The sequence below is a fragment of the Micromonospora maritima genome (genome assembly GCF_902825405.1).
Lineage (GTDB): Bacteria > Actinomycetota > Actinomycetes > Mycobacteriales > Micromonosporaceae > Micromonospora > Micromonospora maritima.
Genome location: NZ_CADEAU010000078.1, coordinates 1 through 16,094, shown reverse-complemented (window position 1 = coordinate 16,094; position 16,094 = coordinate 1). Strand labels below are relative to the sequence as shown.

The 16,094-nt window shown below is 73.2% G+C and carries 16 protein-coding genes and 2 pseudogenes; 8 read left to right on the top strand and 10 right to left on the bottom strand.

What is annotated here, in order from left to right; translation table 11 throughout:
- From HUW36_RS10715 to HUW36_RS10700, 3 genes and pseudogenes are all read left to right on the top strand, one after another.
- Nucleotides 1-747: pseudogene (locus HUW36_RS10715) on the top strand (cellulose-binding protein); the annotation flags it as partial.
- A gap of 103 nt (nt 748-850) precedes the next feature.
- A complete protein-coding gene (locus HUW36_RS34395; RefSeq protein ID WP_246248058.1) occupies nt 851-1,687 on the top strand; it encodes a hypothetical protein in 837 nt (278 codons plus the stop codon).
- A 71-nt stretch (nt 1,688-1,758) separates the two neighbouring features.
- Nucleotides 1,759-2,319, top strand: coding sequence for a DUF3455 domain-containing protein (locus HUW36_RS10700; RefSeq protein WP_174527998.1), 561 nt, complete (start codon nt 1,759-1,761; stop codon nt 2,317-2,319).
- 45 nt (nt 2,320-2,364) lie between these two features.
- Here HUW36_RS10700 and HUW36_RS10695 read toward each other — a convergent pair whose 3' ends face one another.
- Nucleotides 2,365-3,645, bottom strand: coding sequence for a CE1 family esterase (locus tag HUW36_RS10695; protein ID WP_174527997.1), 1,281 nt, complete (start codon nt 3,643-3,645; stop codon nt 2,365-2,367).
- Nucleotides 3,646-4,020: 375 nt separating this feature from the next.
- Here HUW36_RS10695 and HUW36_RS10690 point away from each other — a divergent pair, with 375 nt between their 5' ends.
- Complete coding sequence (locus HUW36_RS10690) at nt 4,021-4,518, top strand: YcxB family protein (RefSeq protein ID WP_174527996.1); 498 nt, start codon at nt 4,021-4,023, stop codon at nt 4,516-4,518.
- On the opposite strand, the gene HUW36_RS10685 is transcribed toward HUW36_RS10690, so the two are convergent.
- A complete protein-coding gene (locus HUW36_RS10685) occupies nt 4,484-5,053 on the bottom strand; it encodes a hypothetical protein (RefSeq protein WP_246248057.1) in 570 nt (189 codons plus the stop codon). The two genes, HUW36_RS10690 and HUW36_RS10685, sit on opposite strands and share 35 nt — an antisense overlap.
- A gap of 102 nt (nt 5,054-5,155) precedes the next feature.
- The gene (locus HUW36_RS10680) at nt 5,156-5,575 is read right to left on the bottom strand and encodes a PPOX class F420-dependent oxidoreductase (RefSeq protein ID WP_174527995.1); all 420 of its coding nucleotides are present in this window, start codon (nt 5,573-5,575) and stop codon (nt 5,156-5,158) included.
- Nucleotides 5,576-5,761: 186 nt separating this feature from the next.
- On the opposite strand from HUW36_RS10680, the gene HUW36_RS10675 reads away from it, so the two are divergent.
- Together HUW36_RS10675 and HUW36_RS10670 are read left to right on the top strand one after the other, a co-directional pair.
- Nucleotides 5,762-6,637 carry an aldo/keto reductase family oxidoreductase gene (locus HUW36_RS10675; RefSeq protein ID WP_174527994.1) on the top strand — a complete coding sequence of 292 codons (876 nt, stop codon included), beginning with the start codon at nt 5,762-5,764 and terminating at the stop codon, nt 6,635-6,637.
- A 100-nt stretch (nt 6,638-6,737) separates the two neighbouring features.
- A complete protein-coding gene (locus tag HUW36_RS10670) occupies nt 6,738-7,337 on the top strand; it encodes a tetratricopeptide repeat protein (RefSeq protein WP_174527993.1) in 600 nt (199 codons plus the stop codon).
- 4 nt (nt 7,338-7,341) lie between these two features.
- Here the strand turns inward: HUW36_RS10670 and HUW36_RS10665 are convergent, their stop codons facing one another.
- From HUW36_RS10665 to HUW36_RS10640, 6 genes are all read right to left on the bottom strand, one after another.
- Nucleotides 7,342-8,457, bottom strand: a complete 1,116-nt coding sequence (locus HUW36_RS10665; protein WP_174527992.1) for an RICIN domain-containing protein — start codon at nt 8,455-8,457, stop codon at nt 7,342-7,344.
- Between the two features lie 30 nt (nt 8,458-8,487).
- Nucleotides 8,488-10,332, bottom strand: a complete 1,845-nt coding sequence (locus HUW36_RS10660) for a family 43 glycosylhydrolase (RefSeq protein WP_217428794.1) — start codon at nt 10,330-10,332, stop codon at nt 8,488-8,490.
- Nucleotides 10,333-10,677: 345 nt separating this feature from the next.
- A complete protein-coding gene (locus HUW36_RS10655) occupies nt 10,678-11,049 on the bottom strand; it encodes an ArsR/SmtB family transcription factor (protein WP_174527991.1) in 372 nt (123 codons plus the stop codon).
- Nucleotides 11,050-11,134: 85 nt separating this feature from the next.
- Nucleotides 11,135-11,878: an SAM-dependent methyltransferase gene (locus HUW36_RS10650; RefSeq protein ID WP_174527990.1), complete on the bottom strand. Its 744-nt coding sequence runs from the start codon at nt 11,876-11,878 to the stop codon at nt 11,135-11,137.
- A 96-nt stretch (nt 11,879-11,974) separates the two neighbouring features.
- The gene (locus tag HUW36_RS10645) at nt 11,975-12,760 is read right to left on the bottom strand and encodes a hypothetical protein (protein WP_246248055.1); all 786 of its coding nucleotides are present in this window, start codon (nt 12,758-12,760) and stop codon (nt 11,975-11,977) included.
- Between the two features lie 135 nt (nt 12,761-12,895).
- Nucleotides 12,896-13,399, bottom strand: a complete 504-nt coding sequence (locus HUW36_RS10640) for a hypothetical protein (RefSeq protein WP_174527989.1) — start codon at nt 13,397-13,399, stop codon at nt 12,896-12,898.
- A gap of 190 nt (nt 13,400-13,589) precedes the next feature.
- Here HUW36_RS10640 and HUW36_RS10635 point away from each other — a divergent pair, with 190 nt between their 5' ends.
- Complete coding sequence (locus HUW36_RS10635; protein ID WP_174527988.1) at nt 13,590-14,153, top strand: alpha/beta fold hydrolase; 564 nt, start codon at nt 13,590-13,592, stop codon at nt 14,151-14,153.
- A 42-nt stretch (nt 14,154-14,195) separates the two neighbouring features.
- Nucleotides 14,196-15,512: a TolB-like translocation protein gene (locus tag HUW36_RS10630; RefSeq protein WP_174527987.1), complete on the top strand. Its 1,317-nt coding sequence runs from the start codon at nt 14,196-14,198 to the stop codon at nt 15,510-15,512.
- Between the two features lie 118 nt (nt 15,513-15,630).
- Here HUW36_RS10630 and HUW36_RS10625 read toward each other — a convergent pair.
- Nucleotides 15,631-16,094: pseudogene (locus HUW36_RS10625) on the bottom strand (hypothetical protein); the annotation flags it as partial.

The following is a 16,094-nucleotide window of genomic DNA, read 5'->3' as shown; positions in this document are numbered from 1 at the left end:
AGCGCGCCGCCCACCACGGCCCCGCCGACGACCGAGCCGCCCACCGGCCCGCCGCCGACCGGGTGCGCCGGGGCGGTGCTCTGCGACGGCTTCGAGACCCAGACCGGCTCGACGCCGTCCGGCGACTGGACCGTGGTCAACCCGGACTGCTCCGGCGCCGGCACGGCCACCGTCGACACGAGCACCACGCACAGCGGCAGCCGGGCGGTCCGGATCACCGGCGCCGCCGGCTACTGCAACCACGTCTTCATCCGGTCCACCAGGAACCTCGGCAGCCTGGGCAGCGTGCGCTACGGCCGGATCTGGGTCCGGCACACCACCGCCCAACCCACCGACCACACCACGATGATCGCGATGACCGACGCCGCCGACGGCAACAAGGACCTGCGGATGGGCGGCCAGAACGGGGCCCTGCAGTGGAACCGCGCGTCCGACGACGCCACCCTGCCCGAGCAGAGCCCGGCCGGGGTGGCGCAGAGCGTTCCGCTGCCCACCAACCGGTGGGCCTGCCTGGAGTTCATGGTCGACGGCGCGGCCGGGCAGCTCCGCACCTGGCTGGACGGGGCGGCGGTCACCGGGCTGACCGCGGACGGCGTACCGACGCACGACGTCGACGGCCAGTGGTACAACCGCACCTGGCGACCGCAGCTCACCGACCTGAAGCTGGGCTGGGAGAGCTACGGCGGCGGTGCCGACACCCTCTGGTACGACGACGTCGCGGTCGGATCCAGCCGGATCGGCTGCTGACGCGTTCCGGGGTGTGACCCGCTCGCGGGTCACACCCCGGCACGACGGCAGGGCCCACGGTGACGAACCCATCGGTCGGCCGGCGATCGCCTAGTCTCGGCTGATGGACGACGGGTTGCTTCGCCGGCTCCGGGTCGAACAGGCCCGCGCCCTGATCCGCGACGCGGACCCGCGTCAGGCGGTGATGCTGGCCTGCGACCTCCTCGTGGCCGGGGTCGGCGGCGACGCCGTGGCGTCGCTCGCGGCGGAGTCGGCCCGGACGCTGTCGGTGCACGACGCGAACCGGCGACTGGCGGAGGTCGTCGCCGAGGTCGGGTTGCCGGAGCCCGACCTGCCGACCGCGGTGGAGCTGGTCACGGTCGGCACCTGCGAGCGGGTCCTCGACGGCAGCATCCCCGCCGAGCGGGGGATCCACGATCTCTACCTGGTGGGCCACGACGGCAGCCGGTTGCACGACCTGCTCCCGGCGGTCGCCGCCCTCGCGGAGCGTCTCGAGGGAGATCTCGGCGGCCGGGCCGACGACGACCTGCGGACCGGCCTGGCCGCGCTGGCCCGGACCATCCTCGACCGCCAGGGGGCCGGTGCCGCCGTTTCCGCTCCGGGCACAGACCGGGTGGAGTGGACCGAGGAGGAGTACGTCCGGCACCTGCACGAGGAGCGGCGAAGCTTCGCGTGGGTGATGCGGCGGTACGGGGATCTCGACGCCGACCAGGCGGAGGCGGCGGCGGTGCGACGGTATCCGTTCGAGGAGCGCGACGCTCCTTACCGAGGGCTGGTCTTCCACGACGACGCGTGGCACTGGGCGATGCGGGAGATCCACGGTGAGCGCTACTGGGTGTCGCACCCGGAACTGGTGCGACCGCCGGCCGAGTACGAGGCGCTCGACCGGACCGCGCCCGCGCTGTCGGATTGGCGACCGGCAGAACCGCGGCGGAATTGATCGATGGCCGTGCGCCGTCCGTTGACGACGGAGGTGGGTGCGGACGCGCCTGCCCCGAATGGAGGAACGGCATGCGCACTACGTCTCGTCCCCGCCTGCGGGCGCTCTCGGCCGTCGGCCTGGCCGGCGTCCTGGCGACGACCGGCGCGGTGACCCACCAGACCGCCGCCGCCGCGGCGACCCCGACCGCCACGGTCGCCGAGGCCACCCTCATCGCCCCGGCGATCCGGCCGCCGGCGGGATCGCGCCCGCTCGGCGCGTACGTCGTCACGCGGGGAACACAGACCTACACGTGCACCGGAGGCGTGTTCACCGGCGCGTCGGTGCCGGAGGCGCGGTTGTTCGGCACCGGCGGTCGGGTGCACCACTTCAAGGGCCCGAGCTGGCAGTCCGAGCGCGACGGCTCGCTGATCACCGCGAAGAAGACCGCCGAGAGCCCGCGTCCGGGCACGATCCCCGAGCTGCTGCTCACCGTCGACTCCCACACCGGCGCGGGGGTCCTCGGCGACGTCGCGTACATCAGTCGGCTGCTGACCTCGGGCGGGGTGGCGCCGTCCGGCGCGTGCGTCGACGGCACGACGGCCGCCGTGCCGTACGGCGCGGTCTACGTCTTCTGGGCCGCGCAGCGGTAGGTGAGCCGTCCCCGGTGCCCGCAGGGCACCGGGGACGGCCCACGTTCAGGGGCTGGTGCAGGTCAGGTTGCTCGGCGCGGTGGCGCCGTCGCCGGTGGCGGTGAACCCGAACGTCGTCGAGGCGTTCGGGCCGAGCGTGCCGTTGTAGGGGGCGTTGCGGACGGCGACGGTGCCGGTGGTGCCGGTGTTGACGCCGCTCCACAGGCTGCTGACGGCCTGGCCGCCGGCCAGCGTCAGCCGGACCGTCCAGCCGTTGAGGGAAGCGGTGCCGGTGTTGGCCACGGTCACCTCGCCCTGGAAGCCGCCCGGCCAGGTGTTGACGCTGCGGTACGTGGCCGCGCAGGGGCCACCGGTCGGCGGGGGCGTCGTGGGCGGCGTGGTGGTCGGGGGCGTGGTCGTCGGCGGGGTGGTGGTGGGCGGGGTGGTGGACTCGAACTGGGAGAAGAACCGCCAGATCTCCGCCGACGTCCAGGTCCGGGAGTCGTTCGGGCTGGGTGAGCCGTCGACCGGACTGGGCGTGTGGTCACCGTCGAAGGCGGCCCACTGCACGGGGTAACCGGCCCGGCAGCCGGCGTAGGTGGTGGTGACGTGGGTGAGGCTGCCGCGGCTCGGCTCGCGCGGGCTCTGCGCCGTGCAGCCGTTGTTGCGGACGAACGTGTCGCGCAGCGACCGCCCCATCGAGATGTTGAGCACGCTGTCGTAGATGCCGTGGATGCCGAAGTAGGCGACGGGCTGCGTGCCGCCGTTGCATCCGCTGAGGTTGGCGCCGGACAGCACGGTGACCGCGCGGACGACTGTCGGTCGGGCGCAGGCCACCGCGTAGCTCATCGCCCCGCCGTAGCTCCAGCCGAGCGCGAACCGTTGCGTCGTGTCGACGCAGAGGTCGTTCTCGACCTGGCGGGAGATGTCGTCGAAGAGCGTCAGGTCCCGGCCGTTGGTGTTGGCCCAGCCGTTGTCGATGCCCTGTGGCGCCACGAAGATCGTGCTGTTGTTCGACAGCGGCAGGAGCCCGTAGTAGCCGGCCGAGGCGACGTTGTTCGCCGAGCCGTTCAGCCAGTGGAAACCGAAGATCAGCCGGTAGGGGCGGTTCCGGTCGTACCCGTCCGGGATCCGCAGGATGTAGCTGCGGTTCTGTCCGCCGCTGGAGATGGTGCGGGTGCCGCTGGTGAGCGTCGGGGCCTTGCCGCAGCCGGCGGTCGCCGCGAGCGTGCCGTTCGTCGCGGCCTCCGCCGCGCCGCCGGGGCCGCCGCTGAGCGCGCCGGCGGTCGCCGCGAGCAGAACGGCCGCCGCGGCCAGGGACGAAAGGAGCTGTGTACGTTTCACCATTGCTTGCCTCCGTGCCGGTGGGGGGGTGGTGTGGTGCCGGCGGTGCGCGCGAGGGTGCCCGTCGTCGCGGGTTCACCCGAGGTGGCGTGGAGACGTGGGCGTGGGGCCGGGCCCGAACGTCCGGCGGCCACCTGTGGACGGCTGGCAACGACGGATCGGCCCGGACTGGTCACCGGCCGGACCTCGGGCGGTGGGGGCGGGTGCCCCGACGCGCCGTGGCGGGTGACCGGGAGCGTGCCCTGGCGCTCCCGTGCCGAAAGATAGCAGGTTATCGATAACATTCTCAACCGCCCCGGCAGCGAGCAGGGCCGGTGTGAGCGATAACAGGCTCCGGGTGACGGCCGGGCCGGGCCGGCGGGCGGTTATCGTTCGGGCGTGCACATTCGCTTCGACGTCCCGGCCGACCCCGCCTACCCGGGCCGGGTGGCCGCCGTGCTCAGCGGCGTCCGGTTGCGCCGGTTCGGCTACATCGGCGCCGTGCTGGCGGCGGTCGGTGCGCTCGGTCTCGTCGTCTCCCGGACGTCCGGCTGGGGCGACCGGTTCTCGACGCTCTGGCTGGCGCTGCTCGTCGGGGGCGTGCTGTCGATGCTCTACGCCCCGTGGGTGCGGTGGCGGGCCCGACGCCGCTCCGCCGGCTACGCCGTCGAGGGCGGCTACGACATCACCGACGACAACATCATGATGCGCAGCGGGTCGGAGTCCGGTGGCATCGCCTGGGACGGCGTCGCCCGGGTCGAGGAGACACCGGAGTTCTGGATCGTCTACGTCGGCCGGATGCCGGCGACCGTCATCCCGCGCCGACTGATGTCCACCGGGGACGACGAGACGTTGCGGGCCTTCATGGCCGAGCGGCGCCTGCTCCGGCACCGGTGAGCGCGGGTGCGCACGGTCGGCGGGCCGGGCGGCCCGTCCCGCCGTAGAGGTGCACGCGGTCGTCGAGGTCGCGGTCCGGCCGGCCCTGCTCGAAGCGGTCGCGGTCCACCAGACCGTGGCTGACGTGCACGACCCAGTCCTCGAAGTACCAGCTCGGGCTGCACGAGCAGCCGGTGAACCGGAAGTTGGCGCGGTAGCGGCCCACCTGCCCCGGGGCGAGCGCGAAGAGGTGGGAGGACGCGCGCGGGTGCGGGTAGGCCGCCCAGGTGGGCAGCCGGTCGACGCCGAGCGTCACCTCCCGGCGGCTGAGCCACAGACCGACGGCGTGGGCCCGGCCCGGGCTTCCCGTCAGCACCTCGTGCCGGGGCGTGTAGTCGTCCGCCTCGTCGACCAGGACGTCGTGGATCACCACGTCGCCCTCCGGCAGATCCCGGGGCAGTGCCACCGGCTGGTTGAGGCCGCGTCGGGCGTTCGCGGCCGGCGCGCCGCGTGCCGCGGCCGACCACCGGACCCGAACCCGCTGGATGAGGATCACGTCACCAGACTGACCCAGCCCTGCCCGGCGCGCGAGCGAATTCGCGGTCGCCGTGGGTCAGCCATGCCCGCCAGTGTTCCGCACCTGTCGGACATCCGGGGGTCAGCCCACCTGGCTGTTGTCCTTCAGCTCGCCCCAGCCGTGCCAGCGGTCGATCTCGATCAGCGCGCTGACCCGGGCCCGCTCGCGACGCGGGTAGGGGTTGCCGGTGTAGTGCCGGGCGAGTCGGTCGATGTCCGCCAGGTCCTCGTCGTCGCGCAGCTCGGTCACGTGCCCGATGACGCTCAGGTGGGTGTACCAGCCCTGCTCGTCCAGCACGGTCAGGGTGACCCGGGGGTCGTTGCGCAGGTGGCTCAGCCGGCGGCGGCCCTCGTCCATGTTCACCAGGATCCGCCCGTCGTCCCACAGGTACCAGGTCGCCGCGGAGACCGGTTGACCGTCGGGGCGCAGGGTGGCGATGACGGCGGGGTTCGGCTTGCGCAGCATGGCGACGGCGGGCTCGGGCAGCGGCGGCTTCGACATGGCTCTCCTCTTCGCGACGGTGCTGTCTTCGCACTGTACGGAGCGGCCGGGCCCGCCGCTGGGGATGCGCCGTGGCCGCCCGTCCCGGCCCCGCCGATCCCGGGACCGGCGGGGCCTGGTTGCGCCGGCCGCCGACGGGCACCGTACGGGGTGCGGCCGGAGATTCCGGCGCGCGGAAGGGAACCCATGACCGGCGACAAGCTCCCCGGCGGCACCTACCAGGTCGGGGACCTCACCCTCACCCGGATCGGCTATGGCGCCATGCAGTTGGCGGGTCCGGGCGTCTTCGGCCCGCCCCGGGACCGCGACGCCGCCGTCGCCGTCCTGCGGACGGCCGTCGAGCTGGGCATCCGGCACATCGACACGGCGGACTTCTACGGCCCGTACGTGACCAACGAGATCATTCGGGAGGCGCTCGCGCCGTACCCCGACGACCTGCACATCGTCACCAAGGTCGGCGCCCGGCGGGACGACCAGGGTGGATGGCCGCACGCCCGCACCCCGGCCGAGCTGACCCAGCAGGTGCACGACAACCTGCGCCGCCTCGACCTGCCGGCGCTGGACGTGGTGAACCTGCGGGTCGGCGGCTTCGACGCGCCCGAGCCGGGCTCGATCGCGGAGCAGTTCGGCGCGCTCGTCGAGCTGCGCGACCAGGGGTTGATCCGGCACCTGGGTCTGAGCACGGTCACCGCGGAGCAGCTCGCCGAGGCGCAGTCGATCGCCCCGGTGGTGTGCGTGCAGAACTTCTACAACCTGGCCCACCGCGACGACGACGAGTTGGTCGACAGCACCGCCCGGCAGGGCATCGCCTACGTGCCGTACTTCCCGCTGGGCGGCTTCTCGCCGTTGCAGTCGGAGGTCCTGGACCGGGTAGCGAAGCGGTTGGCGAGCACCCCGATGGCCGTGGCGCTCGCCTGGCTGCTGCACCGGTCGCCGAACATCTTGCTCATCCCCGGCACGTCGTCGGTCGCGCACCTGCGCGAGAACGTCGCCGGCGCGGCCCTGGAGCTGCCCGCCGACGCGCTCGCCGAGCTGGACGCGGTCGGGGCGCCGGCGGTCTGACCCGCCGGGTGGCGCGCCGTGTCCGGCGCGCCACCCGGAGTAGACAGTCGTCGATAGAGTCGGGGTGGCCGCAGCGATGTGACCGACCGGAGGAGGAGCCGTGAGATTCCTGCCGTCCCGATCCCGACCGATCCCCGCCGACCTGGAGCGGCGCGCGCAGACCGGCCTGGCTCTCTTCGAGGCCGGCCGGTACGCGGACGCCGAGCGCGCCTGGCGCACGCTGTCCGCCGACTGCGAGCGGCAACTCGGCCCGGCCCATCCCGAGACGCTGCGCACCCTCGACCGGTGGGGATCGGCGCTGTTCCGCCTGCGCCGGCTCGACGAGTCGGCCCAGCGGCACCGGGAGGCCCACCGCCGCGCCACGTCGAGCCTCGGCGCCGGTGACCCGGTCACGCTGGTCTACGCCTACAACCTCGGGTGCGCGCTGGTGGTCATGCGCCAGTGGGGCGAGGGCCTGCCGCTGCTGGAGGACACGCTGCGACGGCAGCGCCGCCGGCTCGGCCAGGACCACGCGCAGACCCTCGCCACGGCCAAGACGCTCGGCGTCTCGCTGTTCATGACCGGCGACGCCGGCGCCGCGCTGGACCTGCTGCGGTCCAGTCACGAGCGGGCCGTCCGGGCGTTCGGCCCGGACGACCCGCTGACCCGCGACATCGGGGAGAACCTGCGGGTGGCGCTGCGCAACACCCACCGGTTCTGACGCGTCAGCCGCGGATGCTCCATTGCTGGTTGGCGCCGCCGTGGCAGTCCCAGAGGTTGATCCTGGTGCCGTTGGCGGTGCCGTAGTTGGCGGCGTCCAGGCAGCGCCCCGACTGCACCCCGCTGATCGTGCCGTTCGCGTTCAGGTTCCATTGCTGGTTGGCCTGGCCGGTGCAGTCCCAGACGATCACGCTGGTGCCGTTGGCGGTGCCCCGCCCGCTGGCGTCCAGACACTTCCCGCCCAGCACCTGCAACTGCTTGGCGGAGGTGTAGGTCCAGCGCTGCGGGGTGCCGCCCCAGCAGTCGTAGAGCTGCACCGCGGTGCCGTTGGTGGTGCTGCCGTTCGGCACGTCCAGGCACCGGCCCGAGCCGGAGTTCACCACCTGCACGTTCTGGTAGGTGCCGCCGCCGCTGCCCGGCGTACCGATGCTGCCGGACACCGACTGGAGCGCGCGGTACCAGACGGCGGCCATCTTGTCGTAGCCGGCCGCGGTCGGATGGACGCCGTCGATCAGGTCGGCGGTGGTCAGCGCCGAGTGCTGGTCGACCAGGTGGACCCGTCGGCCGGCGTTCACCTTGGCCTGGACGATGCCCGGGACGGCGGCGTTGAACGTGCGTACCGCCGACTCCTGGCCCGCGTTGGCCAGCGGGATGATCTGGGCCACGAACACGTCGGCATCCGGCGCGGTCGTGGTGATGCGGTCGATCAGCGCGGAGAGCCGGCCCGGCGCGCCGGCGACGTTGTAGTTCTGGAGGATGTCGTTGGTGCCGATGTGCAGCAACACGGTGCGCGGCCGGTAGGTGGTCAGCCAGCCGGTGATGTTCGCGTCGATCTGGTCGATCCGCCAGCCGGGGTGACCCTCGTGGTCGTGGTCGCCGAGGCTGCCCGGCCCGTTGAACTGGGAACCGACCAGGTCGACCCGGTAGCCGCCGGCGGCGAGCCGCTGCCACAGGCCGATCCGGTAGCCGCCGGGGACCTGGGTCCCCTCGGTGATCGAGTCACCGAGCGGCATCACCCGGACCCCGCCGTTGGACTCCGCGCCCGCCGGACCGGTCGGCACCAGCAGGCCGGCGACGGTCATGGCCAGCGCGGCGAGCCACGCTCCTGTCCTCGTTCGCATGACTGTTCCTCTCTCCAGCACTGGCGCGGGTCAGGGGGTGGTGCAGGTCAGGGACGGCGTCGACGGCGACCCGTCCGCCAGGAAGCCGAACGTGGTCGAGCCCGCGGCGGGCACGGAGCCGTTGTACGACACGTTGCGGACGGTCGCGGTGGAGCCGCTGGTGCTCAACGTGCCGCCCCAGACCTGGCTGACGCTCTGGCCGGCGGCCAGGCTCCAGCCGACGGTCCACCCGTTGATCGCCGAGGCGCCGGCCGTGACGGTCACCTCGCCCTGGAAACCACCGGACCAGGTGCTGGTGGTGCGGTAGCTCGCGGTGCAGGCGTCCGTGGCCGGCGGCGGCGTGGTGGGTGGCGGGGTCGTCGGCGGCGGGGTGGTCGGCGGCGTCCCGCCGCCGGTCGGGGTGAACCGCCAGTGGTCGACGTTGAACAGCGATCCGCTGCCGCCGGTGAACCGCAGGTAGAGGTCGTGGGTGCCGGTGGCGCCGCTGACCGGGCACGTGGTGTCGGTCCAGGTCTGCCACCCGCCGGTGCCGGACACCCGGCAGGTGCCCACCACGGTCCCGGTGGCGCTGTCGAGGCGGACCTCGATGGTGCCCCCGCCGGCGGCCGAGGCCACCCGGGCGGTGTACGAGGCCGCGCCGGCGCCGAAGGCGACGCCCTTGACCTTGATGTGGTCCCCGTTGTCGATCCAGCCGACGTTCATCCCGCCGGCGCTGCTCGGCTCCGTCTCCACCCCGGACCCCCAGGCGATCGTCTCGGCCTCCTGCCTGACGTACGGGTTCAGGGTCCCCACCTGCGGAGCGCCGGTGTTGGTCATGCTGATGGTCGGGATGGAGCCGTCCGCGCCGTACGAGAACTTCTCCACCGCCACCGAGCGGGTGAAACCGCCACCGCCCGGTAGCGCCCCGTTGTGGTAGAAGAAGTAGGAGCCGCCCTTGAAGTCGACGATCCCGGGGTGGTTGGTGAAGCTGCTGCCCTGGGTGGGCATGACCGTCCCGCGGTAGGTCCACGGCCCCAACGGGCCCGGCGCGGTCGAGTAGGCGATGAACTCCGAGCAGCACTTGGCCGCGTAGACCAGGTAGTAGAGGCCGTTGCGCTTGTAGACCCAGGGCCCCTCCTCGAACAGGGTCGGCCGGTTCGCGTCCCCGGTCCGGGTGCCGAAGCCCGCCGTGGTCAGCGGGATCTGCGTGGGGCTGCCCGAGTACGACGTCATGTCCGCGTTGAGCTTGACGTACCACAGGCGCGGGTTGCCCCAGTAGAGGTACGCCTGGCCGTCGTCGTCGATGAACACGGTGGGGTCGATCTCGCCGTTGCTCACCAGCGGGCGTCCGATCGCGTCCCGGAACGGGCCGGTCGGGCTGTCGGAGACCGCTACGCCGATGCCCATCTGGCCGGTCGCCCGTACCGTCATCGGCACGTACCAGTAGAACTTGCCGTTGCGGTGGACCGCCTGGCCGGCCCACGCGTCGGACTTGGCCCAGCTGAAACTGGCGATGGTGAGCGGAGATCCGTGGTCGGTCCAGTTCACCATGTCGTCGGACGAGTAGACCCGCCACTCCTTCATGGTGAACCAGGTCGAGTTGTCCTCGTCGTGGCCGGTGTAGAGGTAGACCCGACCGTTGTGGACCAGCGGCGCCGGGTCGGCCGTGTAGATCGTCTGCACGATGGGGTTGTCGGCCCGGGCGACCGCCGGGAACGACCCCACCAGGGCGAGCAGGCTGGCGAGCAGGGCGATCCGGCGCCTGGTCCGATGCCGGGGCCGGGCTGACGTCGCTCTCCGTCGCCCCGGACCGTCGGCGACCGGGTCGGCCGCGGCGGACGTGACGAGCGGATGGGAGCGTCCGGCCCGGCCGGGCCGGAGACGGGAGATGACCATGACGGCTCCTCGGGTACGCGAGGCTCCCGGACCGTCCGTGCCGGCGAGAAGTCTCGCGGGTGGTGGATTGCCGTCGATGGAAACGCTAACAGTCGCGGCGTCGACTCAACCGCTGGAACCACGATCTCGGGACGGAGATCGTGCAGGCGGCGGGGTCGGGATTGCCGACGGTGGTGGCCTGCCGGTCACCGATGTTATCGCAAACATCGACGCCGGTAATTAGAGCACACTCTCGAAGTGACGGGGAGTCCCGACGGGAGGCGGCACGCGACCGGGCGGGACGGCCGCCGGCCGGCCGAGCCCGGCGGACCGGCCGTCGACCCGACCGCTCACCAGCGGCTGCGCTCAGCGGGCCTTCTTCGTCGCCCGCTTCCGGGGCGGCGTCAACAGGTCGGCGATCGCGGCGATCGCGGCGGGGACCACCCGGTAGTAGGCCCACACCCCGCGCTTCTCGCGCTCCAGCAGGCCGGCCTCGGTGAGGATCCGGAGATGGTGACTCACCGTCGGCTGGGACAGCCCGAGCGGGGCGGTCAGGTCACTCACCGACGCCTCGCCCTGCGGGGCGGACTGGATCAGGCTGAGCAGCCGCAGTCGAGCCGGGTCGGCGAAAGCCTTCAGCACCCCCGCGAGCCGCTCGGCGTCGGCGCGCTTGATCGGCTCGCCGGCCAGCGGCGAGATGGAAGGCATGGCGGTCTTGGCGGTTCCCACGTCGTCCATCGTCGCACCAGAACATCGACGACGCGGCGGAACCCGCGATCGGATCGACGTGGCCGGCACATCCGCCACCGGACGCGAGCCGGCCTCAGGTGCGGCGCAGCACCAGGGTGGCGAAGCCCAACACGTCCCGGTAGCCGCGCAGCCACTGGTCCCGGTGCTCGCGCGCGACCGCCAACGCGTCCCCGGCGTCCGGGTGGCCCGGGTTGTCGAGCGCCCACTCGGTGAGCGACCCGACCCAGGACCACTCGTAGTGGTCCCACTCGGCGGCGTCGCTGACGTGCGCGTACACCGGGGTCCACCCGACCTCCTCGGCGACGTCCACCAGACCGGCGAGATCGGTGAACTCCTCGGGCTTCGCGTCGAGCGCCGCCAGCGCCTGCGGGGTCGGCGCGGCCTGCCAGAAGCCCTCGCCGACCAGGAGGATCCCGTCCGGGTGCACGTGTCGCCCGGCCAGCCGCAGCGTCCCCGCGAACCCGTCGAAGACGTGCGTCGCCCCGACGCACATCACCAGGTCGTGGTCGCCGTCCGGCACGTACGCGCGGGCGTCGCGCTCGTGCAGGGTGAGCCGGTCGGCGAGGCCTCGCTCGGTCGCCGCGGTCGCGGCGCGCTCCAGCGCGTACCGGCTGACGTCGACGCCGTCGGCGTGCCCGTCCGGGTGGAGGGCGAGGGCCTGCAGCGCCCAGGCCGCCTCACCGCAGCCGAGGTCGAGGATGCGCGCGGACGGTCGCCGGTCGGCCCGGCGCAGGAGCCGGTTGACGTTGACGCCGGAGATCGGCGCCGCGATCGGATGGTGCGTGTGCGCGATGCTGCTGAGCCGTTGACGATCCACGGGGAGACAGTGAACACGACGACGGGGCGGGCGGCATCCGACTTTGCCGTCCCGGCGGCGACCGGACGGCCGGCGATCACCGGCCGCCCGGTCGACCTACCGCTTCACCAGGTTGCGCAGCGCGGCCAGCAGCGACCGGTCACTGACCTCGGCGTAGATCTTCTTGTCCGCGCCGACCAGCACCACGTACGGGCAGGCCTGGTCGTCGCCGCCCATGGTCTTGTCCAACAGCTTCCGGCCGGTCGCCACCTCGTGGACGCGGAGGCGGTAGGTGGCCTTCAGCAGCGTCAGGGTGTCCGGCTTCGGGTCGTCGTAGCGGCACGTGCGGATCGTCGTGCCGGTGCTCACCCGGTCGAGGCAGGCGACCATCTGCACGGTCTTGGGATCGTCCGACGCCCAGATCCGCTCCACCGGCTTGGACAGACCCTCGTCGTAGTAGTAGCCGTTGTCATGGCGGCGTTGCCCGCCCGGAGCGTCCCCGACGAGCAGCGCCACCGGGTGCGGGGCCTTCCCGGCCCGCTTCGGTGACTGCGGGTAGTAGAGGACGCCGTCGCACACGTCGTTCAGGTCGGCGATCTCGCTGGCGGCGAAGTCGCTGGCCTGCGGTCCCTGCGGTGCCGGCTCGGCGCTGCCGGTGGGGCCGGACGCGGTCGGGCCGGGCGCCGTCGGGTCGTCGGCGGCAGGCGACGACCCGGTGCCCGGCAGCGGTCCCGCCGGGTCGTCGGCGCCGGCGCGCAGCAGGAAGGCACCGCCGACCAGGCCGGTGCACGCCAGCAGCAGCAGCACGCCCAGCGTCACCACGGCGATGATCAGGCCGCGATTGGCCTGACCCGGCGCCGGCGGACCGGCCACGAGCTGGGGTCCGTACGGCGGGACCGGCATCGGCGGCCCGTACGTCGGCGGTGCGGGCGGTGGGTCAGGTTGTTCCTCCGTCGATTCGAACTGCGCTCCGGCCCCCGTGTCGGACATGCTCGATCCTTCTGTCGGCGCTCAGCGGAGCGCGAATGTACCAACATCTCATCGACCGGGTGGGCCGCCGATCGGCGGCGGGACGCTCCCGGACGCGTCGTGACGGACCCCGACCCGGTCCCGGTCCGGGTCGTACGGCTGCCTCACCAGCAGCGCCACCAGCACCTGGATCGGCAGGTAGTACGCCAGTTGACCCGGCTCGGGCGTGCAGACCGACGGCAGGCAGCACAGCACCACGGCGGCCGCCCGGAAACAGACGGGTCCGACGTCGCGGAGGAGGAACAGCGCCGCGAGCGCGGCCGCGAACGGCAGGACCGAGGCCAGTCCGATGTACGCGGCGGCGAGCGCCGCCTCGACCACGAAGCCTTCGACGCTGGGGTCGTCCGCCAGCCGGCGGTAGCTCACGACGGTGCCGACGCCGAGGAGTGCGCAGTAGAGCGTCAGGTATACCAGGACGAAGCCGGGCAGTGGCAGCGCCTTGACCCGCGCGAGGAGTGGGCGTGGGGGAGGAGCCGCCGGGTGCGGCGGCACGGGTGCGGGTCGACGGGCCATCGTCATCTCCGGCGGGTCGGGAGCCCAGCGGACTGCGTGCCACTCACGCTAGGCGGAGGGGCGGTCCGAAGTCGTCCCGGTTTCCGTGACCCGCTTCACGCCGGTCCGCGTCCTCGGACCGCATCGATCGGCTGCACCGGCGAGGATGGACGTCACGCGGCGAGAACTGAGCGAGGCGGGGAAGGGTGAAATGACGAGACCCCGGCAGATCCTGTTCGTGCAGGGCGCCGGCGCCGGCACCCACGACGAGTGGGACGACAAGCTTGTCGACAGCCTGCGGCGGGAGTTGGGCCCGGGCCAGGACATCCGCTATCCCCGCATGCCCGACGAGGACGATCCGACGTACGCCGCGTGGAGCGCGGCCATCCGCCGGGAACTGGCCACCCTGGACGACGGCGCGGTCGTCGTCGGACACTCGGTGGGCGGGACGATCCTGGCCCACACGCTCGCCGAGCGGGCGCCGGACCGGGCACTCGGGGCGATCGTGCTGATCGCCGCCCCGTTCGTCGGCCCGGGCGGCTGGCCCGGTGACGGGTTCACGCTGCCGACCGACCTCGGCACGCGGCTGCCGCACGGCGTGCCCGTGCACGTCTTCCACGGGCTGCGCGACGGCACCGCCCCGGCGTCGCACGCCGACCTCTACGCCGGTGCCGTCCCGCAGGCTCGGGTGCACCTGCTGCCCGGGGCGGACCACCAGATGAACGACGACCTCGGCGCGGTGGCGGCGACGATCAGGCGGTCCGGGGCGGCCTGACGGGGCATCACCGACCGTCCCGGATCGCTAGCATCTGCGGCCATGCGCACCCCCTGGAGCCCTCGGGTCTGCCTGGCCACGGCCGGCGTCGCCGCCCTGATCCTCACGCCCGTGCCCGCGTACGCGGCCGAGACCGGCACACTCACCCTGATCGACGCCGCCCCGGACGGCGCACCCGGCAACGGCGGGGTCGGCGGCTCCGACATCTCCGACGACGGCCGGTACGTGGCGTTCGCCTCCACCTCGGACAATCTGGTGCCCGGCGACGTCAACGACGCCACCGACATCTTCGTCCGGGACACGCTCACCGGCACGACCACGCTGGTGAGCGGGGGCATGGATGGGCAACCGGCCGACGACTGGGCCGAGTACACGGCCGCCGTCTCCGGCACCGGCCGGTACGTGGCCTTCACCTCGTACGCGTCCAACCTGGTTCCCGGCGACACCAACAACGAGCGTGACGTCTTCGTGCACGACCGGGACACCGGCGTCACCACCCGGGCCAGTGTCTTCGCCGGCGGCCGGCAGATCCGGGGCGTGAGCAGCGCGGCCACGATCTCCGACAACGGTCGGTGGGTCGCGTTCACCACGACCGCGTACGGCGAGGTCGACGACGCGGGTGGCGCGCTGAACGGTCAGGCGGCGTTCGTCCACGACACGCGGACCGGCCGGACCACCCGGGTCAGCGTCCAGGCCGACGGTGGGACGGACCTGACGGCGTTCCAGATCGCCATCTCCGGCAGCGGCACCAGAGTCGTGTTCAGCGGCGCCGGCGACTGGGTCGGCGACGGCGGCACCAGCACCGGAATCTTCGTCCACGACCTCGTCTCGAAGGCCACCGTCCGGGCGAACCGACCGGCCACCGGCGACGGCCTCCCGGACGCGACCAATCCGAGCATCAACCGGGACGGCACCCGGGTCTCCTGGGAGTCGTACTCGCCGTACGTCGCGGCGGACACCAACGACCGGGGCGACATCTACGTCCGCGACCTGATCGCCGACACGACCACGCTGGTGACCGCCAACCGCGGGGGCACGGGCGCGGGCGACAGCTTCAGCTACTCCGGCCGGCTCGCCGCCGGCGGCCGGTACGTGACGTTCTACTCCGAGGCCACGGACCTGGTCGCCCGGGACGTCAACGGCAACACCAGCGACGTGTTCGTGCGGGACCTGAGCACCGGCCGGACCACCGCGGTCAGCGCCGGCGCGGCCGGCACCACCGGCAACCGCGCGAGCTTCGACGGGGTGGCCTCGGCCAACGGCAGCCGCGTCGTCTTCCGGTCCAGCGCCACCGACCTGGGCGTCGACCCGGGCGACGGTCGCGAGCACCTGTTCGTGCGCTGCCTGCGGAACTGCTGAACCGGAACGTCGTCCGTGCGGCCCGCCACCCCGGGGTGGCGGGCCGCACGCCGTGGCCGCGCATAGACCCGAGGTCGGCACCGGGCGGGCGCGGTGCGGGCGCCTCGTTCCGCTCCGGTCAGGTCATGTCGATCGCGTACGCCTCGTCCCGGACGTCGGGGTCCGGGTGCCGGCGCAGCCCGAGCAGCAGGTCCCGCCACGGGGCCGGCCAACCGAAGCCGGCCCCGTGCCGGACCAGCGCCACCGCGAACAGCCCGCCGGCCAGGTCGCCGCGTCCGGCCAGCCGTGTCACCGTCTCGCCGAGCACCGCCGGGTCGGGCCACTCGCGCAGGCCGCGCAGGCGTGTCCCGACGCGCTCGGCGGTGCGCGTCGCCACCACGGGCCGTCCCGCGCAGAGCGCGGCGACCTCGTCCAGGTTGTCCAGCCGGCCCAGTTCGACCAGCAGACCGGTCGCCGTACCGAGGAAACCGCCCCGGCCGGCGAGCCAGCGTGCCGCGTCGACAAGCGTGCTGCGGTCGTCGTCGGGCGGCCGGATCGCGGACCAGGCGGCGGTGCGACGGGCGAGCAGTTCGACGCGCCGCC

What these genes read in the sequence shown, in the direction of transcription:
- HUW36_RS10655 (WP_174527991.1), bottom strand. Translation starts at nt 11,049, where the DNA reads ATGGACGACGTGGGAACCGCCAAGACCGCCATGCCTTCCATCTCGCCG.
- HUW36_RS10660 (WP_217428794.1), bottom strand. Translation starts at nt 10,332, where the DNA reads ATGGTCATCTCCCGTCTCCGGCCCGGCCGGGCCGGACGCTCCCATCCG.
- HUW36_RS10695 (WP_174527997.1), bottom strand. Translation starts at nt 3,645, where the DNA reads ATGGTGAAACGTACACAGCTCCTTTCGTCCCTGGCCGCGGCGGCCGTT.
- HUW36_RS10665 (WP_174527992.1), bottom strand. Translation starts at nt 8,457, where the DNA reads ATGCGAACGAGGACAGGAGCGTGGCTCGCCGCGCTGGCCATGACCGTC.
- HUW36_RS10630 (WP_174527987.1), top strand. Translation starts at nt 14,196, where the DNA reads ATGCGCACCCCCTGGAGCCCTCGGGTCTGCCTGGCCACGGCCGGCGTC.
- HUW36_RS10640 (WP_174527989.1), bottom strand. Translation starts at nt 13,399, where the DNA reads ATGGCCCGTCGACCCGCACCCGTGCCGCCGCACCCGGCGGCTCCTCCC.
- HUW36_RS10675 (WP_174527994.1), top strand. Translation starts at nt 5,762, where the DNA reads ATGACCGGCGACAAGCTCCCCGGCGGCACCTACCAGGTCGGGGACCTC.
- HUW36_RS10645 (WP_246248055.1), bottom strand. Translation starts at nt 12,760, where the DNA reads ATGCCGGTCCCGCCGTACGGACCCCAGCTCGTGGCCGGTCCGCCGGCG.
- HUW36_RS10635 (WP_174527988.1), top strand. Translation starts at nt 13,590, where the DNA reads ATGACGAGACCCCGGCAGATCCTGTTCGTGCAGGGCGCCGGCGCCGGC.
- HUW36_RS10680 (WP_174527995.1), bottom strand. Translation starts at nt 5,575, where the DNA reads ATGTCGAAGCCGCCGCTGCCCGAGCCCGCCGTCGCCATGCTGCGCAAG.
- HUW36_RS34395 (WP_246248058.1), top strand. Translation starts at nt 851, where the DNA reads ATGGACGACGGGTTGCTTCGCCGGCTCCGGGTCGAACAGGCCCGCGCC.
- HUW36_RS10700 (WP_174527998.1), top strand. Translation starts at nt 1,759, where the DNA reads ATGCGCACTACGTCTCGTCCCCGCCTGCGGGCGCTCTCGGCCGTCGGC.